Raw genomic sequence first — 21068 nt, forward strand, 5'->3', positions numbered from 1 at the left:
GCTCTCAACTGTGAAAATCTGGGCACAATCTCTACTAAGGGTGGTCGTCAGACCACCTTGTTCCGGAGGGTTCGGGAGCCGACATGGCCAGCATCGAAGAGGTCCGTGCCGCAATTGCCCAGGCGATCGACAAGGCGGCTCAGAGCCAGTCCGCCCTCCAACAGGCGGCTGAGCTCGCCGAGGACGCGCAGCAACTGCTGACATCGGTCACGCAGGGCTCCGTGCAGGCGGACGTCGAGACGACGAACGCCCAGTTCGCCCAGGTCGTGTCCGGCGTGAGCGAACTGCAGAACTACCTCGGCGCCGGCATTTCCGGGGCCGAGGGCATCAACAGCAGGCTTTGATGGCGTCCATCGGCGAGGTTCGCGCCGCGCTGGAGCAGGCGAGCGAGATCCTGCGTGAGTCGTACCGCAACGTGCGATCAGCGCAGGAGGGCCTCGACGAGGCCGTCGCGATCCTCGCCGAGTCGAGCGAGAACCACCACGAGTCGCTGCTTCCACCGGAGTTCGTGCGTGCGAAGGAAAGATTCCCTGATCAGCTCGAGCTGATGGTGGGAACCCTAGAGCGCATCCAACGACTCACCGTGGAGCTGTGATGAGCAGGCGGGACGACCGGCGACAGAGGATCGAGGACGCCTTCGCGGAGTTCCAGCGCGCCGTTTCGGCCGCGCTGGGTTCGGTGGCGCGCGAACACCGGGCGCTCGCCTCCGAGCACGCCAAGGACATGTTCGAGTTCACCGTGCGGGGCATGGGCGTCGACAAGGCGTTGCAGGACGTCGCTTTGAAGGACGTCACCTCGTTCCTGACGGTCGACGAGAAGCGCGTGAAGAACCCGCGTCAGGCACCGCTCTCGATGGCGCAGTTCGCCGAACGCCTCGACCAGATCAAGTACGACTGGCAGCAGTCGTTCCACGAGTGGACGACCTCGGGTCCCGAGCAGCTGACAGAGCTGGTGAACTCGGTCGCCGCCGGTCCCGCGTCGTGGCCGCACGAGTCGTGGCTCGGCCACCCCGGCACGCACGACGGCAGCGAGGGCGTGCCGGAGCTGTGGCGCATCGGCACCGGCGTGGTGACGTCGGCGCCGGAGACCAGGCCGTTCCCCGTCGCGGTGCCGTTGCTGGATCAGGCACACCTGCACATCTCGTCCACTCCGGACACTCGCCAGCTCGCGGACACGCTGGTGGAGAGCCTGTTGCTGCGGGTGTTGTCGCACTTCCAGCCGGGGCTCGTGCACGTGCACGTGTGGGACGTCGGCCAGCTGACCGGGTCGTTGCCGGGGCTCTACCCGCTGACCCGTGCGAACCTGCTGACGGTGCACGACCCGGCACGGCTGCACGAGCTGCTGGACGAGCTGTCCGAGCACATTCGCCAGGTGCACACCAAGGTTCTCGTCGACGGCCATCTGACCGTTCGTGCGGTCAGCGGTGAGGGCCGGCGCACCGAACCGTGGCGGATCGCCGTGCTGTTCGGCAACCGCAAGGCGTTGAAGGAAGACCAGCAGCAACAGCTGCAACGCGTGGCGCGCAACGGTTTGGCGTGCGGTGTGCAGCTGTTCATCGTGGACATTCCGATCACGATCAACTCGCCGGTGGAGACGGTGTCGTTGCGCAGCGACGGCACCGCGTTCTGCACGATGACCGGCAAGAACGTGACCGTCACGCTGGACGACGCGCTGCCGCGCACGCTGGTGCCGCGCGCTTGTGCCGCCATCGCGGAGAAGCGCGAGGAACGGCGTTCGCGCATGGGCAAGTTCGAAGATCTGCTGCCCGACCGGCCGTGGACCGAGAACTCGTCGGCCGGAGTCATTGCGCCCGTTGGCTTCGACGACGGTGAACAGGTCTGCGTGCAGCTCGGCGACACCTCACCGCACGCGCTGATCGGCGGGCCTTCGGGTTCCGGCAAGACGAACTTCCTCTACGCGATGCTCGGTTCGTTGTGCGCGCGCTATTCGCCGAACGAGCTCGAGTTGTACCTGCTGGACTTCAAGGAAGGCGTGTCGTTCGCGCAGTTCGCGCCGGGCCGCAAGGACCCGTCGTGGCTGCCGCACGCGCGCCTGGTCGGCGTGAACGTCAACACCGACCGCGAGTTCGGCGTGGCACTGCTGCGGTACCTGTCGGACGAGATGCGCCGCCGCGCGGACGCGGCCAAGCAGCACGAGGTCACCAAGCTGCAGGACCTGCGCGCCGAGGACCCGTCCGGCCGCTGGCCGCGGATCGTCGCGGTGATCGACGAGTTCCAGTACCTGTTCGGCGAACGCGACCAGGTCACCGCTGCCGCGACGCAGCTGCTGGAGGACGTGGCGCGCCGCGGCCGTTCGCAGGGCATCCACCTCGTGCTGTCGTCGCAGGACGTCTCGGGCATCGAGGGTTTCTGGGGCAAGTCGGCGATCTTCGAGCAGTTCACCGTCCGCATCGCGCTGCCCAAGGCCCGCCGCGTGCTGGCGGAGCCGCAGAACGACGCCGCCGTCGAACTCCCGCGCTGGCACGCGGTGATCAACCACGAGTCGGGTGTCAAGCCCGGCAACGAGATCTGCCGCATCCCGGACTCGACGTCCAAGGGCACCATGGACTTCCTGCAGACCGAGCTGTGGCGGCGCGAACGCGGCCAGGCGCCAAGCCTGTTCGACGGCAGCAAGATCCCGCTGATCGACGCGACGCAGGACTTCCTCGCCCTGCGACCCGGCGACGCATCGCCTACCGTGCTTCTCGGGCAGGTGATCGACGTCGCGGGCAGCGCGGCACGGGTGCGGTTCGCCCGCACGCCGGGCCGCAACATCGCGGTGATCGGTTCCGTGGTCCAGGACGCGGCCGCGGTGCTCGGCGGAGCGGCCGCGTCACTGGGCAGGCAGCACCGCCCGCACGAGGCGGTCTTCACGCTGGCCTGCCTGGTCGAGGAGGCGATGCCCTCCGCGTTGCATCTGGCAAAGCGCCTGAGCGCGGACGGGCATGATGCAGAGGTGATCGGCATCAACCGCGTCCGCGACCTGCTGGACGAGACGGCGGCCCGGCTGCAGTCGATCAACACGGGCGAGACGGACGCGCCGCTGAAGCCGCACTACCTGGTGCTGTACGGCGTGGACGCCGCGCAGACGTTGCTGGAGCAGAAGAACGCGACCACCAGGATGTCCGGCGTGGACAGTCTGCGGACGGTCCTCAAGCACGGCCCGGAGAACCGCACGCACGTGCTGGGCTGGTGGCGCGGCGTGCAGAGGCTCAAGGCGAGCCTCCCACCCGGCGTCTACGACGACATCGGCGCCTGGGTGGCGTTCGACGTCCAGGGCAAGGAACTGCTGTCGCTCGGACCGGAGCAGGTGATGGCGTGGTCGCCGAGACCACGCCGCGGCCTGTTCTTCGACCGGTTCGAGCACTCGCGACCGCAAGTGATCATCCCGTTCGACACTGGAGAGATGTCATGAACCCGATGATGACGACGATGTTCGACCCGGTCCCGTCGCAGCGTCAGAGCGAGGAGGTGATCGAGGTGCCGACGATCTCCGCGGTTGAGCGCTACAAGGAGATCATCGCCATCGCCACGGACGCGGCCGCTCGCCAGCGCAAGCTGGACGAGGTGCGGTGTGCCGAGCTCGCCGCGCGGCTCGCGTCGACCCAGCACGAGATCGCCGAGGTGCGCGATCGCGAGCGGGTCGTGCGGATGGGCGCCGCCCTGCACTGGGAGGCGGCCGTGGAGCAGCTCTGGAACGAGCGCTGGCTCCAGATGGTGACGCCCCCACAGCCGGACGAGTCCGTCCCCCCACGCCCCCAGGGTGAGTACAACCGGGCGATGGACGTCGCGTACCAGGCGCTGGAGGACTCGCTCGCGAAGCGAACCTTGCTGCGCCGCAAGCAGAAGGACTGAGTGCGCCGGTTACGCACCACCGCCGACGTGCAGGACGCCAGCGACGACCCGATGGTCCGCTGGGCAGCTCAGGCATTGTCGTGCGGTGGTGCGGCCTGGGAACACGGCGGCGCGGTGGCCGTGCACGCACCAGCCCTCACCAGACGCCGCCGGCTGGTCCTGACAGGCCCAGCCGAAGGCGTGGCATCCCTGCTGGCAGCACACGGCCGAGGCGTCGACCTACGTCCACTGCTGGAACGCAAACTGGCCGAAGAGGTAGAGCCCCTGATGCCCACCCCGTGGGTGGAGGACAAGCCCTTCGGCTGGATGGATCGCAAAGGCAGCCTCGACCTCCCCGCCGACGCCACCTGGCTCCACACCACCACCGACGTGGAACCCCTCCTGCGCGAGGCAAATCCGGCCTCCTGGGCCTGGCCAGGAGAGAAAGGCGTCCACCGTTGGGCGGGCGTGCACATCGACGACAACCTGGTGGCCACGGCAGCAGAAGCGTGGTCGTCCGCCGACGTCGGCTTCATGATGGGCGTAGCCGTCCACCCGTCCCACACGGGCCAGGGCCTGGGCCACCGCGTCTGCCAGTTCGTGACGTCATCGCTGCTCGCGCTCTACGGCACCTGCGCCCTCTTCGTCGAGAACCACAACACCGCGGCCATCGCCCTGTACCGCAAGCTCGGCTTCGCCTATCGGGACGTCACGACACTTCTCCCTGCGGTCTAGGTCACATTCCGGAACAGTCGTCACCGACAGACGGTTGAAACGGATAACTGATCCGAAACGCAATGGATGGAGATGGTCTGACCATGACCAACACCGCACTCGAAGTCAGGCTCGCGTCCCGCCCGAAGGGCTGGCCGACCGAGGACGACTTCGAGATCGCCGAGGTCGAGATCCCGACCCCGGGCGAAGGCCAGATCCTGGTCCGCAACGTGGTCATGAGCGTCGACCCGTACATGCGCGGCCGCATGAACGACGTCAAGTCCTACGTCCCGCCGTTCCAGGTGGGCGCCCCCCTCGAAGGCGGCGCGGTAGGCGAGATCGTCGCGGTGGGCGAAGGCGTCGAAACCCTCAAGACGGGCGACAACGTCCTGCACGGCCTCGGCTGGCGCGACTACGCCCTCGTGGACGCCAAGCACGTGGTGAAGGTAGACGGCTCCGTCGCCCCGCTCTCCACCTACCTGGGCGTCCTGGGCATGCCCGGCCTGACCGCCTACGCAGGCCTCTTGGCGACCGCGGAGTTCAAGGAAGGCGACGCCGTCTTCGTCTCCGGCGCAGCAGGCGCAGTGGGCCAGATCGTGGGCCAGATCGCCCGCCTGAAGGGCGCCAGCCAGGTGATCGGCTCCGCAGGCTCGGCCGACAAGGTCAAGTACCTCACCGAAGAACTGGGCTTCGACGCCGCCTTCAACTACAAGGACGGCCCGGTGGCCGAACTGCTCGCCGCAGCAGCCCCCAACGGCATCGACGTCTACTTCGACAACGTGGGCGGCGAACACCTCGAAGCGGCAATCGAAACCCTGAACCTCAACGGCCGCATCACCATGTGCGGCGCCATCTCGCAGTACAACGCGTCCGAGAAGCCGACGGGCCCGAGCAACATGATCCAGATCCTCGCGAAGCGCCTGACCCTGCGCGGCATGCTGGTGGGCGACCACAAGGCACTGCAGCAGCAGTTCGTCTCCGAGGTAGCAGCCTGGATCGCGTCCGGCGAACTCAAGTACTCCGAGACGGTCATCGAAGGCGGCACCCGCCAGGCCCCGGCAGCCTTCCTGGGCATGCTCCGAGGCGAGAACACGGGCAAGATGCTCGTCCAGTTCTAAGAAGCACGACCCAGCCCCAACCACCCGCGAAGCCGAGCCGTCCCACCGAGCGGGCCCGGCGGTGGGTCCCGTCACGAGTCGCGCCATAGCTCTTGCTCTTGGTGCGGCTCGTGACGGGACCCACCGCCAACGCACCCGAACTACGAAACAGGCAGCCGCCCAAAGCAACAGGCGTGCCATCAACCCACCCGCGGCGCCACCCCCCGCTCAGATTGCCGGGGGTCTGGGGGCAGAGCCCCCAGGGGACGCACGCAACCGCAGGCCCGCCAACGCAACCGGGGAACGCAACGCAACCGGCGCAACTAAACCAACTTCCCAGGATTCAAAATCCCAGTCGGATCCAGCCGCTCCTTCACCGCCCGCAACACCGAAACCCCAACAACCCCGATCTCCTTCTCCAACCAGGGAAGGTGATCCCGCCCAACAGCATGATGATGCGTAATCGTCCCAAGCCGGGAAATCGCATCCGAGGCAGCGATCTTGGCCTTCCCCCACTGCCCAACAGGATCCGCGAGATCCCGAGGCACCAACACGGTGAAGTACAACGATGCCCCAGTCTCATAAGCGTGCGAGACATGGCACATCACCACAGGATCCCCGAGCTCCGAGACCAACGCGCCCCGCACAGCATCCCGAAGCTCAGAAACCCGAGACCACCGAGTAGCAGTCTCCAGCGTCTCAACACAAACGCCGGCATCCAACAACGCATCCCGCTGCCGAGGCCCGTTGAACCGCCCGTGCAGCCAGGACTCCCCCATGGCTCGCCCAAGCCGAACAACCTTGTGCCCGCGCAACGCGCTCATGGTCGCAGCACGGGACCGCCCCTCCCACCCCAGAATCACCAGGCAAGGCTGCCGAACCCCACGAACCCGCAGGTACTTCTTCACCAGATCGGCCTTGGACCCGGCCAACGCCAGCGCGACCTCAGTCTCGTCCACATCGGACAGACGGGTGATGTCGGCCAACGCCCCGGCCTGAGCCAACGACCGCACGAGCGAAACCCCGGCCTCCCACCCGTCGACGACCAACCCCTCGTACCGGGGCGCGGAAGGCTTGGGCCGAACCCGCACGGACACCTCGGTGATGACCCCGAAAAGCCCTTCACTACCAAGCACCAACTGCTTCAGGTCCGGACCGGCCGCAGATGCGGGAGCGGCACCGGCGACCCACTCCCCCACCGGCGTGGCCACCCGAACCGACTCGACCATGTCCTCGAACCGCCCATACCCGGACGACGCCTGCCCAGCAGACCGAGTAGCAGCAAATCCGCCAACAGTGGCCCGCTCGAACGACTGCGGGACGTGCCCGAGCGTGAACCCGTGCTCCCCCAGCAGCCGCTCGGCCTCAGGCCCGGTGACCCCGGCCTGCAGCACGGCGACCCGCGACACGGGGTCGACCGACACCAGAGACCCGAGTCCGGCCAGGTCCAGCGCCACCACGGCGGACTTGGGCCCGCGCAGAGCCTCGACTCCGCCCACCACGGACGTCCCGCCGCCGAACGGCACCACGGCGACGTCGTACTCGACGCAGACCCGCAGAACCTCGAGGACTTCCTCCGGCGAGGAAGGCTGGACGACGGCGTCAGGCACGGCCAGTTCCCCGTGCCCGCGATGACGCAGCAGGTCGAGGTACGACAACCCGCCTGCCCGCCCAAGCCGATCCGCGTCCTCCACCGAGACCGTGCAGACAGCCTCCAACGCCGTGAAAGCGTCCTCGCTCAACTCGGACGGAGGCACCGACACCGGCACCTCCGGCAAAGGCTCCCCCAGCCCGACGCGCTGACTGAGCCAAGCCAGCGCGTGCGGCGGCAACGGCACGGTTTCGGAGGTCCATCGAGCCCTGGTCACTGCTACAGTGTTACACATGACGTCTCAACGTCACACCCACGACGCTCTGCTCGACGCCACCCGTGAGTGTGTTCTGGAGGTGGGGGTGCGCCGCACGACCCTCACCGACGTGGCGAAACGGGCCAACGTCAGCCGCATGACGCTCTACCGCCGCTACCCGGACGTGGACCACCTCGTGCGGGCCCTGATGACGCGTGAGTTCGCCGCACTCCTCGAACAGGCGGAACGAGCCAGCGGCCAGGGCAACGCCCGCGAGCAGCTCGTTCGGAGGGCCGTGGACGCCATCCGGCTGCTCGAGGCCAACCCGCTCATGCAACGCGTCCTGCAGCTCGACGCGGACCTGATGCTGCCGTACCTCACCGACCGGCTCGGCAGCACGCAGCGGCTGGTCGAGCAGTTCCTCGTCGCGCAGATCGAGGCCGGGCACATCGACGGGTCGATCCGGTTCGGCGACGCCAAGACGCAGGCGCGCGTGGTGCTGATGAGCACGCAGTCGATGGTGCTCTCGACCAGGCCGGTGACGTCCGGGCTCGACTTCGGCTCGTTGCTCGACGAGCTCGCCAAGCAGCTGGACGGAGCTCTGAAGCCGTGAACACGTCCCTGAACGCGGACAGGCGCGAGAAGGATCTCGAAGCCGCTCAGCAGGAAGTCGCCGACGTGCTCGTCATCGGCGGCGGCGTCACGGGCACGGGTGTCGCGCTGGACGCGGCCTCCCGGGGTCTCAAGGTCACCCTGCTGGAGGCGCACGACCTGGCGTTCGGGACGTCCCGGTGGTCCAGCAAGCTCGTCCACGGCGGCCTGCGCTACCTCGCGAAGGGCGACGTGCGGCTCGCCCACGAGAGCGCCGTCGAGCGCGGCATCCTGATGACCAGGACGGCACCTCACCTCACCCGCACGCTGCCGATGCTGTTCCCCCTGCACGCCAACGCGGGCCACTTCGTCATGTCGGGCTTCCGCGCGGGCAACGCGCTGCGCATCGCCGCCCGTACACCGGTGGACGTGCTGCCGGCGCCCCGCCGAGTGCCCAGACACGAAGCGCTGGCGCTGGTTCCCGGCCTCGACCCGGCAAAACTCACCGGTGGACTCCTGAGCTACGACGGCCAGCTCGTCGACGACGCCCGGCTCGTGGTCGCACTGGCCAGAACAGCCGCCGGACACGGCGCGAAGGTCATCACCCGCGCGAAAGTCCTGGCACTGCAAGGCGATGGCGCCGAGGCACTGGACACGCTCACCGGCGCCACGTTCACCATCAGGGCCAAAGCGGTCATCAACGCGACCGGAGTCTGGGCAGGCACGCTCGCCCCGGTGCACCTGCGTCCGTCCCGCGGCTCCCATCTCGTGATCGACGCGAGGACCGCGGGCCTCACCGGAACGGCGCTGACGATCCCGGTCCCCGGCGAACACAACCGCTACGCACTACTGCTGCCCCAGGCGAACGGCCGCGCCTACCTGGGTCTCACCGACGTGCCGGTGGACGACATCCCGGACGTGCCGGCAGTTCCGGAGTCCGATGTGGACTTCCTGCTCGCGACCGCTTCTCACGTCCTGCAACGAAAACTCACCAGGGACGACGTCATCGGCAGCTACGCGGGCCTGCGCCCGTTGCTCCAGGCCGACGGGCAGACCGCGGACCTGTCCCGGCACCACGCCGTGCTCAGGGCACCGAACGGCGTGATCACGATCGTCGGCGGCAAGCTCACCACCTACCGCAGGATGGCGGCGGACGCCGTGAACGCGACGAACCTGACGCAGATCCCCTGCCGCACCAAGGACATCCGCCTGGTCGACGACAGGCCGGCGCCGACCACCCCGATCGCGCCCGGCGTCACCGAGGCCGACGTCGTCCACGCCGTCCAGCACGAGGGCGCGCTGGACGCCGACGACGTTCTCGACCGGCGCACGCGCATCGGCCTGGTGCCGAAGGACCGCGAGAAGGCCGCGCCGGAGATCGCGAAACTCCTGGCCGCGGTGTGAAAAACGGGGCGTCCGCGAGGGACGCCCCGTTCAGCGCAAGGAACTCAGGGGTACGAGGTCACTCGCCGATGACCGGCTTCGCGGCCTTCGGCGGCTCGACCAGGGCCTCGCCCTCGATCCGGACCTTCCGCTTGTGCTCGTTGCTGCCGCCCTGCTGACCGGCACCGCCGGCCATCGGAGCGCCACCCATCATGCCGCCCGCGCCGGCGCCACCAGCGCCACCGCGAGGAGCACCACCGGCGGCGGCAGGAGGAGCGGCGGGAGCGTTGCCGCTGCCGGCCGCCATGACGCCCGCCGCGCCACCGAACTGCGTGGCCGAGGTCCCACCGGCGCCACCGCCACCGGCCGGGCCACCGCCGAAGCCGGCGGGCATGCCGCCACCTCCGCCGCCGCCCATGCCCTTGGGGGCACCGCCACCGCCGCCACCCCCGCCACCCGAGGCAGCGGTCGCGGCGTGGTCAGTCGTCGGCGGCCGGTACCAGTCGGCGTTCGCCGTGGTCGGCGTGACGCCGAACGACGGAGGCTTGGTCGTGGCGTTGCCACCGGCCGTCGTGGTCGTGCCGGGCTCCCAGTGACCAGGAACCCAGCGACCCGTACCGGTACCGGTGCCCGCACCCGCGCCACCGCCCGCACCGGAGCCGGTACCGGGCCCGGGCAGGAACTGGCCACCGCCGGCACCGCCACCCGCGCCACCGCCCTGGCCGCCAGGAGGCGTGTAGACGGGAGTCACGGCAGGACCGGCGCCCGCGCCGGGCCCCTGGCCGTACGGGCCCTGGTAGCCACCCGTGCTGCCGCTGCCCGCGTACGCGGGCCGGGTGTTGCCCAGGCCGTCGCCGACGTTGGACCCGCCACCCGCGTAACCGGAGTTCGTGCCGCTGGTGAACGTGCCACCCGCACCGCCGGACGCACGGCTCTGGTCGTCGGCGCGGATGCCGTCGAACCCGCCGGAGGTCTGCCGGACGGAAGCGCCGCCGCCACCGCCCTTGCCCTGGTTCGCCATCGTGGAGATCGCGTCGATGATCGTCTCGGCGGCCTTGGCGATCTGCGAGACCGACTTGATCAGGTTCATCAGCTTCTGCACGGAGCCGACGAGCTTCTGCAGGAAGTCGGAGAGCTTCTTCGCGTAGTTGACCGCGGTCGTGACGATGTCCGCGATCGCGCCCGCGATGGCCGCGCCGAAGGTCAGGAACGAGGCCGCGAGCCACTGGATGATCTTCATGACCATGTCGGACACGGCCTGGCTGATCAGATCCATGATCATCTTGCGGACGGTGCCGACCAGCTCTCCGGCGCCCTTGACCGCGCCCGAGATGCCGTCGACCGACTTCGCGAGGGTCTCCAGGCCGGTCGCGTGCCTCTTGGCGGCGGCGCGGTAGCCGTCGGCCGCCTTGCCCTGCCACTCGCGGGTCTGCGAGACGCAGATCTTCTCGTACTCGGTCGCGATGTCCTTGACCTGCTTGCCCGCGCTCTTGAACGACTCGGACATCTTGGCGATGGACTCGGGGCTGCCGAGCAGGACGTCGAACGGCTCGCGCAGGAAGTCGACGTGCTGGATGGCCCAGCTGAAGCCCGCGGAGAGGAAGCCGCTGAGGGGGTTCGAGCCGTTGCCGACCATGCTCATGGCCGCGTTCGCGATACCGAGGCCGCCACTGACCCAGTCGCCGCTCTCGATGGACTTGTAGGCGTTCGAGACGTTGTTGAACAGCTGCGCGGTGTCACCGCTGCTGGACTGCGTCGCAGGGGCGTTCATCCCCGGCCTCCCTTGAAGCCGAACATGTTGTCGAGGTCGACCTGCTCGTACTGCTCAACGGTCCGCTTGAGGCCGCTCGCCATGTCCATCAGCGAGTTCGCGGCCTTGCCCAGCCCGTCCTGCGACAGACCGGCCTCCTGCAGGACCTTCGACGCCAGGAACCCGAGGAAGACACCGAACGCCTCGGTCGTGAGGGCACCCGGATCACACGTCTCGGTGGCCTTGCGCATCCGTTCCATGAGCCCGTCCACGCTGGCGGCGTGGGTTCTCAGCTCGTCGAGGTCGATGTTGAAGTGCTGCTGCATGCCTAACCCCCTCCTGCACTCAGGCCATGACGTCGGGCGGGTTGGTGAAGTACTCGTCGTCGGGCCGCACGTCCTTGCGCTCCAACTCCGACTTCGGTTCTTCCTCGTCGGTTCCGTCGCCCTTGTATCCGTTCGGCATCTGCGCCTTCACGAACTCGAGTGCGGGGCTGTCGCCGACGAAGTCCGTCATGATCTGCACGACCCGCCCGGAGGCGTCACGCTGGGCCTTGGCGGAGGCCGTGAGCACGGCTGAGGCGATCTCGCTGGGGTCCATGCCGCGGGCTTCCGGCTTGATCTGGAGATCGGTCAGCACGCCCGTGGCGTTAACTGTCACCGTGATCAGGCCGTCTGGCGAGCTGGCGCTGCCACCCACACCACCGAGCTGGTCGCGGGCCTGCTCGGCGTGCTGCTTGGCCTGCTCGATCTTGGCCCCGTACTGCTTGAGCCACTGATCGGGGTCAATGGGCTGCATGGTCACCCCCGTTGAGTGAATTGGTCGTTCGTTCGATTCGCCGTAGACGCCCGTATCGTTTCACTCGTTCCCTGCTCACCGATACTTTCAGTCCGATTACCGCCATCCGGGCTAACGAAGGGGTTCACCGTGCCTGAGGGAGTGCTGGAGATCGACGCGGTCTCCAAGCGCTACGGGGAGGTCGTCGCCCTGCGGGACATGTCTTTCGACGTGCGCGCCGGCGAGCTCTTCGGGTTCGTCGGAAGCAACGGCGCCGGGAAGACCACGACCATGCGCATCGCGCTGGGCGTGCTCTCGGCCGACTCCGGCGAGGTGCGGTGGAACGGCAGAACCGTCGACCTCGACACCCGGCGCCGGATCGGCTACATGCCGGAGGAGCGCGGTCTCTACCCGCGCATGAAGGTGCTCGACCAGCTCGTCTACCTGGCCGAGCTGCACGGCATGAGCACCAACGAGGCCCACACGAGCGCGGAGAACTGGATCGCGCGCCTCGGGTTGCGCGACCGCCGCACCGACGAGGTGCAGCGCCTGAGCCTCGGCAACCAGCAGCGCGTCCAGCTGGCCGCCGCGCTGGTGCACGAGCCGGACGTGCTGGTGCTCGACGAGCCGTTCTCCGGTCTCGACCCGGTGGCGGTGGACGTGATGAGCCAGGTGCTGCGCGAGAAGGCGTCCGCCGGGGTGCCCGTGGTGTTCTCGAGCCACCAGCTCGACCTGGTGGAACGGCTGTGCGACCGGGTCGGCATCGTCAGCGCCGGTTCGATGGTCGCGATCGGGACGGTGGACGAACTCCGGTCGGGCGGCACTCCCCGTCTGGTCGTGGAGTCGCCAACGACGGTGTGGACTGCCAGTCTTGACGGCGTGCGGGTGATCGAGAAGAACGGGACGCGTTGCGTGCTCGAACTCGCCGACGGCGTGGACGACCAGGCAGTGCTGCACGCGGCACTCGCGGCAGGTCCCGTGCACGAGTTCTCCCGGCAGCGCCCGTCGCTGACCGAGCTGTTCCGCAACGTGGTGACCACCGAGGGCAGGAGCGCATGACGTCGGCCCGAGCTGTTTCGTTGGTGGCCAAGCGCGAGTTCGTCACGAAGGTCCGCACCAGGTCGTTCCTGATCGGCACGGCGGTGATCATCGCCGTGCTCGCCGGGTACGTGGTGCTGCAGTCGGTCCTGTTCGACGACCAGCAGCGCAGTGTCGTCGGGTTGAGCGGCCAGGCGACGCAGCTCGCGGATCCGTTGCGGGACAAGGCGAGAGCCTTCGGCATCGACCTGGAGACCCGTGACGTCACGACGGCGGGCAACGCCGAGCAGGAGGTCCGCGACGGCGGGCTGGACGCCCTGGTGACCGGTGCGCCGCCGGAGCTGAAGATGATCGTCAAGGGCTCCGGCGACGAGGTGCTGACGACGGCGCTGAACGACGTGCTGCGGCAGCAGGTGCTGATCGCGCAGCTCGCCGAGTCGGGCACCACCCCGCAGGAGGTCGCGCAGAGCCTCGCGAACGTCAAGGTGGACGTCACCGCCCTGGAACCCGTTGACCCGCAACGAGGTCAGCGCCTCGCGATCGGGTTGATCGTGGCCGCGCTGCTGTACTACTCGCTGCTGGTCTACGGCACGATGGTCGCGCAGGGCGTGGTCGAGGAGAAGTCGAGCCGGGTCGTGGAGATCCTGCTCGCGACCGTGCGGCCGTGGCAGTTGTTGCTGGGCAAGGTGATCGGGCTCGGCGCGGTCGGCCTGCTCCAGTTGCTGGTGATCTCCACGGTCGGCCTCGGGTTGTCATCGGCCTTCGACGTCGTGGACGTCGGCGCGCTCGGCGGCGCGGCCCTGCTGACCGGCGTGCTCTGGTACCTGCTCGGTTTCTTCCTGTACGCCACCGTGTTCGCGGCCGCCGCGTCGCTGGTGTCGCGGCAGGAGGAGCTGCAGTCGGTGCTGACGCCGATCAGCATGACGATCATCGTGGCGTTCGTGGCCGGCATCAACCTGATGATCGGCAGCCCGTCCGGTCCCACCGTGACGGTGCTGTCGATGCTGCCGCCGTTCGCCCCGATCCTGATGCCGGGGCGGATGGCACTGGGTGTCGCTCCTGCCTGGCAGGTGCTGCTCTCGGTCGTGCTGGCACTGCTCGCCATCGCGGCGATCACGTGGCTGGGCGGGAAGGTCTACGCGAACGCCGTGCTGCGGACCGGCGCTCGCGTCAAGCTCCGCGAGGCGCTCAAGCTTTGATGGCCTGGTAGCGGTCGAGCGCCACCTGGCGTTCGACCGCGTGGTCCACGATCGGCGTCAGGTCTGGCGAGTCCGGCGCGTACTTCCGCACGTAGGCACCGTCCGGGTCGAACTTCTTGGCCTGGGTCATGGGGTTGAAGACGCGGAAGAACGGCGAGGCGTCCGTGCCGCTGCCCGCGACCCACTGCCAGTTGTGCTGGTTCGAGGCGATGTCGCCGTCGATCAGGTGCTGCATGAAGTGCCGCGCTCCCCACCACCACGGCAGGTGCAGGTCCTTGACCAGGAAGCTCGCGACGATCATGCGCACCCGGTTGTGCATGAAGCCTTCCCGCAGCAGCTGCCGCATGCCGGCGTCGACGATCGGGAAGCCGGTGCGGCCCTGTTTCCAGGCCTCGAACAACTCCTGGTCGTCGTCGTGCTCCATGCGGTCGAACCTGCGGTCGTAGTTCTCCCTCGCGGTCTCCGGCTTGTGCCACAGCACGTCGGCGTAGAACTCGCGCCAGGCGAGCTCGCTGCGGAACGTTCCGTCACAGTCCTGCAGCAGCGTCCGCGGGTGCAGCACGCCCCACCTCAGGAACGCCGACATCCTGCTGGTCGCGTCCATGTCGGGACGGTCGCGGGTGGTGTCGTAGTCCTCCAGCCGTTCGTCGCGGAACTCCTCCCAGAGCTTCATCGCGTCCGGCAGTTTCTCCTCGACGGCCGGGATCTTCGTGCTGTGCTCCGGTTCGATCCAGTCCAGAGTGGACGCGTCGGTGTCCGCGGGCTTGCGCCAGCCGTGGTCCAGCCAGGCGTTGCGGAACGGCGTGAAGACCTTGAACGGCGTGCCGTCCTGCTTGCGCACCCGGCCCGGCGTCACGGCGTAGGGCGAGCCGGAGCGGACGAGTGCGATGTCCCCCAACGCTTCCTCGACGGCCTCGTCCCTCCGACGCCCGTACGGCGCGCAGTCCGCGGTGATGTGGACGGTCTCCGCGCCGATCTCCTTCGCGACGCGCGGAACCGTCTTCACCGGATCGCCGTGCACGACCATCAACCGGCCGCCCAGCTCGTCGTTCAACGCGTGCAAACAGCGGTGCAGGAAATCGATTCGCGGCTGCCCCGACGGTTTCAGCAACCTGTCGTCGAGAACGAACAACGCGAGTGCGCGAGGTGATCTTTCCGCGGCGGCGAGAATGGCGGGATGATCGGATGTCCGCAAATCGCGGCGGAACCAGACGAGCGACGGGGAAGAACTCACCTCTCGACGCTAAAACGAACGGGGCCCGCCTGCATGACAGGCGGGCCCCGGACGGGTGAAGCAGCGTGTGACTAGCGGTTCTCCATCGCGATGAAGTCGCGCTCCGTCGGGCCGGTGTAGATCTGCCGCGGGCGACCGATCTTGGTGGCCGGGTCGTTGATCATCTCGCGCCAGTGCGCGATCCAGCCGGGGAGCCGGCCGAGCGCGAACAGCACGGTGAAGAACTTGGTCGGGAAGCCCATCGCCCGGTAGATCAGACCCGTGTAGAAGTCCACGTTCGGGTAGAGCTTGCGGGAGATGAAGTAGTCGTCGCTCAGTGCGGCTTCTTCCAGCTGCTTCGCGATGTCGAGCAGCTGGTCGTCGGCGCCGAGCTTGCCGAGGATCTCGTCGGCCGTCTTCTTGATGATCGCGGCGCGCGGGTCGTAGTTCTTGTAGACCCGGTGGCCGAAGCCCATCAGGCGGACGCCGTCCTCCTTGTTCTTCACCTTGTTGACGAACGACTGCACGTCGCCGCCGTCGTTCTTGATCTTCTCCAGCATCTCCAGCACCGCGCTGTTCGCGCCGCCGTGCAGCGGGCCGAACAGGGCGTTGATGCCCGCGGAGATGGACGCGAAGAGGTTCGCCTCGGAGGAGCCGACCAGGCGCACGGTCGACGTGGAGCAGTTCTGCTCGTGGTCGGCGTGCAGGATGAAGAGCAGGTCGAGGGCGCGGACCAGGTCCGGGTCGAGGTCGTAGGCCTCCGCCGGGAACCCGAAGGTCATCCGCAGGAAGTTCTCCACCAGGCCAAGGGAGTTGTCCGGGTAGAGGAACGGCTGGCCGACCGACTTCTTGTACGCGTAGGCCGCGATGGTCGGCAGCTTGGCGAGAAGGCGGATCGTGGAGATCTCCACCTGGTTCGCGTCGAACGGCGACAGCGAGTCCTGGTAGAAGGTCGACAGCGCGGACACCGCGGAGGAAAGCACCGGCATCGGGTGCGCGTCGCGCGGGAAGCCGTCGAAGAAGCGCTTGAGGTCCTCGTGCAGCAGCGTGTGCCTGCTGATCTTGGAGGTGAAGTCCTCGAGCTGGGCGGCGGTCGGCAGCTCACCGTAGATCAGGAGGTAGCTGACCTCCGCGAAGTTCGAACGCGCGGCCAACTGCTCGATCGGGTACCCGCGGTAACGCAGAATTCCCGCGTCACCATCGATGTAGGTGATCTCGGAGGAGCAGGAGGCCGTGTTGACGAAACCGGTGTCCAGGGTTACCAGACCGGTGGTCGACAGCAGCTTGCCGAGATCGATGCCGGACGCGCCTTCGGACGCCCGCACCACCTTCATCTCGAGCTCTGCGTCCCCGTGGCGCAGCGCGACGGTCTGTGGGTCGGTCGGCGCAGTCGTCGCGTCGGGCATTCAAGTCCCTCTCAACGCTCGGACGGGGTGGCGGCAGGCCACGCTGGGCCAGCCGTCGTCTCGGACCACCCCGTTGGGATCTGAGTCTTCAAGTCCACTCACGCTAGTCGGCGGAAGGCCCGCCTCGCAGCAGCGGTGTGAACCGATTCTGAGAGATGGGACCGGCATCACATCCGTAATGCCAGTTTCTAGCGCGGCTACCCCACGGTAGTCCGATCCTCCGTTTTATCCACCCAACGCGGCGGTGAGTTCGCTCGCAAAGGGCGGTTCGGCGCCCGCACGGGAACATGTGATCGCGGCGGCCGCACCGGCATACGTCAATGCGGCGGTCCATTCATCCGTGGAGAGCCCACGGATCTTCTCTGCGCTCAACGCATCGTGGTCGTGCAGCCACGCGAGCAGGGCACCTTGCACCGTGTCGCCCGCCCCAATCGTGTCGACCACGTCCACCTTCACGGGTGGCACGTCGACCTGTCCGGTGGCGGTGATCACTGACAGACCTTCGCCACCTTTCGTCAGGACGACGGCGGCGGGTCCCTGTGAAATCCACGTCCTTGCGATCTCGATCACGTCGCCGTCCTCGGCGAGCCACTGCGCGTCTTCAACGGACGCCTTCAACAGCCCGACGTCCGGCAGCCACGACCGGAACCGCGCCCGGTAAGCGCCCGGATCGTGGATCAGGCCTGCCCGGATGTTGGGGTCGAGCGCCGTCAGCAAGCGCTTGCTCTCGCGCCGCAGCACCGTCTCGTAGACCGAGGCGCCGGGCTCCAGCACCAACGACAGCGTGCCGAACGACACGGCCTTCGTCCCGGCGGGCAGCGGACCGGGGTCCTCGACGAGCCGGTCGGCGGTGCCGTCGACGTAGAACGAGTAGCGCGCCGACCCGTCGTCGGCCAGCCCGACGACGGCGAGCGTGGTGTTCTCCTGTCCACGTTGGACCAGATCCGTGGCGACCTTCGAGGCGTGCAGCCGTTTGATCAGCTGCTCGCCGAAGTGGTCGGTCGAGACGCGCGACAGGAAGCCCGTCGGCACGTCGAGCCGGCCGAGCGCGACGGCCACGTTGTACGGCCCGCCGCCCAGCTTGGGCGCGAGCGGCGTGAGCTCGTCGTCCCCCACGGGCACCATGTCGACCAGGGCCTCACCAGCAACCACGATCACGCGCTCTACTCCTTCTGGGAAGCACCACTCCGCTGGAGCCCATCCAACAACAGTTCGCCCAGTGCGGTGAACGCCTCAGCGTCCGAAACGCCTGCCCGTTTCGTGAGGACACCGGTCTGGATGCTCTCGATGAGCAGACCGGCCATCTCGGCGAACAACGTGGCGTGCACCTCGCGGAACACGTGCCGCTCGACCCCGTCCTGGATGAACGCCTTGATGCGCTCGGCCGCGGCGCGCGCGTTGCGTTCGTACGTGGCTCGGGTGGGCGGGAAGTCCGACACGTCCGCGATGAACGCCGCCGAGGCCTTGTTCAGCTCCTCCGCCGCGCCCGCGAGGTAGCTGCCGATGCGTTTGCGCACGTCGTCGAGGCCCGCGATGCGCTTCTCGATGCGTTCGGCAGCGCCTTTGAAGTACCGGCCGACGACCCTGACCGCCAGCTGCTCCTTGCTGCCGGCGAGCGCGTACAGCGTCGATTTCGAGCAGTGCAGCCGGGCGGCGATGTCATCCAGCGTGAGATGTCCGAAGCCCTCGGTGAGGAACAACGCCTCCAACCGGGTGAGCAGCTCGGCCTGCCGCTGCGTGAGCGCCCGCGTCATGGTGACGACCCTGCCACATTCGCTGGCTGCTGTACTGCACAACGCACTAGAGTACAGCTACCAGTACACACCGGAGGTCGACGATGCCCGCCGAGCGGTTGCTCCCCACGCAAGAGGCCGAGGACCTGATCGCGCTGGTCAAGGAGATCGCGCGGGACGAGCTGAAGCCCCACGCCGCGGACGCGGAGGAGAACGAGAAGTTCCCCCGCGACGCGTTCCGCCTGCTGGGCAGGTCAGGTCTGCTCGGCCTGCCGTACCCCGAGGAGTTCGGCGGCGGCGAGCAGCCCTACGAGGTCTACCTGCAGGCGCTGGAAGAGGTCGCCTCCGCGTGGATGACGGTCGCCGTGGGCCTCTCCGTGCACGTGATGTCCTGCTACGGCCTGGCCACCTTCGGCACCCGCGAGCAGCAGGACCGCTGGCTGCCCGAGATGCTCGAAGGCGAACTGCTCGGCGGTTACGCCCTCTCCGAGGTCCAGGCGGGCTCGGACCCGGCAGCCATGTCGACCAGGGCCGTCCGCAAGGGCTCCGAGTACGTCGTGAACGGCACCAAGGCGTGGATCACGCACGCCGGCGCCGCCGACTTCTACACCCTGATGGCCCGCACGTCCCCCGACGCGGGCCGGGGCATCTCCTGCTTCCTCGCCCCCGGTGAGGCTCAGGGCATCGTCGCCGCCACCCCGGAACGCAAGATGGGCCTGACCGGCTCCATCACCGCGCAGTTGTCGTTCGACGACGTGCGCTTCGGCACCGACCGCCTGATCGGCAACGAGGGCGACGGCCTCAAGATCGCACTGTCCGCTTTGGACTCGGGCCGTCTCGGCATCGCCGCCTGCGCGGTGGGCCTGGCCCAGGCCGCCCTCGACGAGGCGGTCGCCTACGCCAAGACCCGCACGCAGTTCGGCCGCCCGATCATCGAGTTCCAGGGCCTGGAGTTCCTCCTGGCGGACATGGCCGCGGCCGTCGAGTCGGCCCGCGCCACCTACATCTCGGCCGCGCGCCGCCGCGACCGCGGGCTGCCGTTCCGCCAGCAGGCGTCGATCGCCAAGCTCATCGCCACGGACGCGGCGATGAAGGTGACAACCGACGCCGTGCAGGTGCTCGGCGGCGCGGGCTACACCCGCGACTTCCCGGTCGAGCGCTACATGCGCGAGGCCAAGGTCCTGCAGATCTTCGAGGGCACCAACCAGATCCAGCGCCTCGTGATCGGCAGGGGCTTGCGCTAGCTCTCGCGGTAGAAGGGGTCGGCCACGACCCCTTCCCCGGTCCGCTCGTCGAACGTGTAGACCTCGTGCCCCTGCACGAAGACGTGCAGTGCCCGGCTCATCACGTCGAGCGGGTCCCCTGACCAGATCACCACGTCGCCGTCCAGTCCGGGCTTCAGCGCTCCGACCCGGTCGTCCAGTCCCATGATCCGCGCCGGGTTCGTCGTGATCGACCGCAGCGCGACGTCGCTGTCCAGTCCTTCCTTCACCGCCAGGGTGGCCTGGTGCACCAGGAAGTTGATCGGCACGACGGGGTGGTCGGTCGTGATCGCCAGCTCCACCCCTGCCCGCGCCAGGATGCCGGGGTTGCGCAGCCCCCGGTTCCGAAGCTCCACTTTGGACCGGGTGGTGAACAGCGGGCCGATGATCACCGGGATCTGCTTGTCCGCGATGACGTCCGCAATCAGGTGACCTTCGGTGCCGTGGTTGAGGATCAGCCGGTACCCGAACTCCTCCGACAACCTGATCGCCGTGGCGATGTCGTCGGCCCGGTGCGCGTGCTGGCACCACGGCAGCTCGCCGCTGAGGACCTTGCCCAGGATCTCCAGCGTGGTGTTGCGGTCGAACGCCTTGCCGTCGGCTTCGGCCTCGGCCTTCCTGGCCAGGTAGTCCTGCGCCTTGGTCAGCTCGTCCCGGATGACCGCCGCGACGCCCTGCCGCGTGGACGGCAGCTTGCCCTTCTCGCCGTAGACCCGTTTCGGGTTCTCGCCGAGCGCGCTCTTCACGCTGACCGGTTCCCTGACGAGCATCTCGTCGACGGTCCGCCCCCAGCACTTCACCGCGACCGTCTGGCCGCCGATGGGGTTGCCGGAGCCGGGCTTGATCACCGCGGTCGTGACACCGCCGCTGAGCGCGTCACCGAACCCGAGGTCGGCGGGGTTGATCGCGTCGAGCGCCCGCATCCGGGCGCCGACGGGATCGGTCATCTCGTTGGTGTCCTGGCCGGCCCACCCCTCGGCCTCCTCGTGGACGCCGATGTGCCCGTGCGCCTCGACGAAGCCGGGCAGCACCCAGGCCCCGTCGGCGTCGACGACCTCGACGCCGTCCGGAATGTCGACGTCCGCACCGACCGCGACGATCTTCCCGTCCTGGATGAGGACAGTGCCGCCTTCGACGGGCTCGCCGTCGACGGGCACGACGTAGCCCCCGGTGATCGCGATGTTCATGGTTAGCAACGCTAACGGTTGCCGGGGCCGTCGGCCAC

Annotated in this window: 20 protein-coding genes; 11 read left to right on the forward strand and 9 right to left on the reverse strand. The window is 68.3% G+C overall.

Going from position 1 to position 21068, the window contains the following annotated elements:
* Positions 1-83: 83 nt before the first annotated feature.
* The 6 genes from ACIRG5_RS32905 to ACIRG5_RS32930 all read left to right on the forward strand — a co-directional run bounded on the left by ACIRG5_RS32905 (position 84) and on the right by ACIRG5_RS32930 (position 5665).
* Positions 84-344 carry a hypothetical protein gene (locus ACIRG5_RS32905; RefSeq protein ID WP_030481403.1) on the forward strand — a complete coding sequence of 87 codons (261 nt, stop codon included), beginning with the start codon at positions 84-86 and terminating at the stop codon, positions 342-344.
* A complete protein-coding gene (locus ACIRG5_RS32910; protein ID WP_319975726.1) occupies positions 344-595 on the forward strand; it encodes a hypothetical protein in 252 nt (83 codons plus the stop codon). Before ACIRG5_RS32905 ends, ACIRG5_RS32910 begins: the two co-directional genes overlap by 1 nt.
* Positions 595-3414, forward strand: a complete 2820-nt coding sequence (locus ACIRG5_RS32915) for an FtsK/SpoIIIE domain-containing protein (RefSeq protein WP_402911959.1) — start codon at positions 595-597, stop codon at positions 3412-3414. The genes ACIRG5_RS32910 and ACIRG5_RS32915 overlap by 1 nt, the downstream gene beginning before the upstream one ends.
* Complete coding sequence (locus tag ACIRG5_RS32920; RefSeq protein WP_402911962.1) at positions 3411-3854, forward strand: hypothetical protein; 444 nt, start codon at positions 3411-3413, stop codon at positions 3852-3854. Before ACIRG5_RS32915 ends, ACIRG5_RS32920 begins: the two co-directional genes overlap by 4 nt.
* Complete coding sequence (locus tag ACIRG5_RS32925; protein WP_402911964.1) at positions 3855-4568, forward strand: GNAT family N-acetyltransferase; 714 nt, start codon at positions 3855-3857, stop codon at positions 4566-4568.
* 83 nt (positions 4569-4651) lie between these two features.
* Positions 4652-5665, forward strand: coding sequence for an NADP-dependent oxidoreductase (locus ACIRG5_RS32930; RefSeq protein WP_402911967.1), 1014 nt, complete (start codon positions 4652-4654; stop codon positions 5663-5665).
* A 302-nt stretch (positions 5666-5967) separates the two neighbouring features.
* On the opposite strand, the gene ACIRG5_RS32935 is transcribed toward ACIRG5_RS32930, so the two are convergent.
* Positions 5968-7530: an FAD-binding oxidoreductase gene (locus tag ACIRG5_RS32935; protein WP_402911969.1), complete on the reverse strand. Its 1563-nt coding sequence runs from the start codon at positions 7528-7530 to the stop codon at positions 5968-5970.
* On the opposite strand from ACIRG5_RS32935, the gene ACIRG5_RS32940 reads away from it, so the two are divergent.
* Positions 7529-8104 (forward strand): TetR/AcrR family transcriptional regulator, encoded by a 576-nt coding sequence (locus ACIRG5_RS32940; protein WP_402911972.1) that lies wholly within the window; start codon positions 7529-7531, stop codon positions 8102-8104. The genes ACIRG5_RS32935 and ACIRG5_RS32940 overlap by 2 nt on opposite strands.
* On the forward strand, positions 8101-9486 hold the full coding sequence (locus ACIRG5_RS32945; RefSeq protein ID WP_402911974.1) for a glycerol-3-phosphate dehydrogenase/oxidase: 1386 nt from the start codon (positions 8101-8103) through the stop codon (positions 9484-9486). The genes ACIRG5_RS32940 and ACIRG5_RS32945 overlap by 4 nt, the downstream gene beginning before the upstream one ends.
* Before the next feature lie 58 nt (positions 9487-9544).
* Here ACIRG5_RS32945 and ACIRG5_RS32950 read toward each other — a convergent pair whose 3' ends face one another.
* From ACIRG5_RS32950 to ACIRG5_RS32960, 3 genes are read right to left on the reverse strand one after another with little or no spacing between them, the layout of a single operon-like run.
* Positions 9545-11236, reverse strand: a complete 1692-nt coding sequence (locus ACIRG5_RS32950; RefSeq protein WP_402911977.1) for a WXG100 family type VII secretion target — start codon at positions 11234-11236, stop codon at positions 9545-9547.
* Complete coding sequence (locus tag ACIRG5_RS32955; protein WP_402911979.1) at positions 11233-11541, reverse strand: hypothetical protein; 309 nt, start codon at positions 11539-11541, stop codon at positions 11233-11235. Before ACIRG5_RS32955 ends, ACIRG5_RS32950 begins: the two co-directional genes overlap by 4 nt.
* 19 nt (positions 11542-11560) lie before the next feature.
* Positions 11561-12013 carry a YbaB/EbfC family nucleoid-associated protein gene (locus ACIRG5_RS32960; RefSeq protein WP_319975741.1) on the reverse strand — a complete coding sequence of 151 codons (453 nt, stop codon included), beginning with the start codon at positions 12011-12013 and terminating at the stop codon, positions 11561-11563.
* 129 nt (positions 12014-12142) lie between these two features.
* On the opposite strand from ACIRG5_RS32960, the gene ACIRG5_RS32965 reads away from it, so the two are divergent.
* Both ACIRG5_RS32965 and ACIRG5_RS32970 read left to right on the forward strand, forming a co-directional pair.
* Entirely contained in the window at positions 12143-13051 is a 909-nt protein-coding gene (locus ACIRG5_RS32965) for an ABC transporter ATP-binding protein (protein ID WP_402911982.1), read from the forward strand.
* Complete coding sequence (locus ACIRG5_RS32970; RefSeq protein ID WP_402911985.1) at positions 13048-14229, forward strand: ABC transporter permease; 1182 nt, start codon at positions 13048-13050, stop codon at positions 14227-14229. Before ACIRG5_RS32965 ends, ACIRG5_RS32970 begins: the two co-directional genes overlap by 4 nt.
* Here ACIRG5_RS32970 and ACIRG5_RS32975 read toward each other — a convergent pair.
* From ACIRG5_RS32975 to ACIRG5_RS32990, 4 genes are all read right to left on the reverse strand, one after another.
* Entirely contained in the window at positions 14219-15463 is a 1245-nt protein-coding gene (locus ACIRG5_RS32975; RefSeq protein ID WP_402911987.1) for a cryptochrome/photolyase family protein, read from the reverse strand. The two genes, ACIRG5_RS32970 and ACIRG5_RS32975, sit on opposite strands and share 11 nt — an antisense overlap.
* Positions 15464-15534: 71 nt before the next feature.
* A complete protein-coding gene (locus tag ACIRG5_RS32980) occupies positions 15535-16848 on the reverse strand; it encodes a citrate synthase (RefSeq protein WP_090065417.1) in 1314 nt (437 codons plus the stop codon).
* A 225-nt stretch (positions 16849-17073) separates the two neighbouring features.
* On the reverse strand, positions 17074-18006 hold the full coding sequence (locus ACIRG5_RS32985) for a carbohydrate kinase (RefSeq protein WP_402911990.1): 933 nt from the start codon (positions 18004-18006) through the stop codon (positions 17074-17076).
* 5 nt (positions 18007-18011) lie between these two features.
* On the reverse strand, positions 18012-18602 hold the full coding sequence (locus tag ACIRG5_RS32990; protein WP_402911993.1) for a TetR/AcrR family transcriptional regulator: 591 nt from the start codon (positions 18600-18602) through the stop codon (positions 18012-18014).
* A gap of 83 nt (positions 18603-18685) precedes the next feature.
* Between ACIRG5_RS32990 and ACIRG5_RS32995 the strand changes: the two genes are divergently transcribed.
* Positions 18686-19825 (forward strand): acyl-CoA dehydrogenase family protein, encoded by a 1140-nt coding sequence (locus ACIRG5_RS32995; protein WP_402911996.1) that lies wholly within the window; start codon positions 18686-18688, stop codon positions 19823-19825.
* Here the strand turns inward: ACIRG5_RS32995 and ACIRG5_RS33000 are convergent.
* Positions 19822-21030 (reverse strand): amidohydrolase, encoded by a 1209-nt coding sequence (locus ACIRG5_RS33000; protein WP_402911998.1) that lies wholly within the window; start codon positions 21028-21030, stop codon positions 19822-19824. The two genes, ACIRG5_RS32995 and ACIRG5_RS33000, sit on opposite strands and share 4 nt — an antisense overlap.
* Positions 21031-21068 lie beyond the last annotated feature (38 nt).

It is taken from the genome of Lentzea sp. NPDC102401 (assembly GCF_044765805.1).
In the GTDB taxonomy this organism is placed as follows: domain Bacteria; phylum Actinomycetota; class Actinomycetes; order Mycobacteriales; family Pseudonocardiaceae; genus Lentzea; species Lentzea sokolovensis.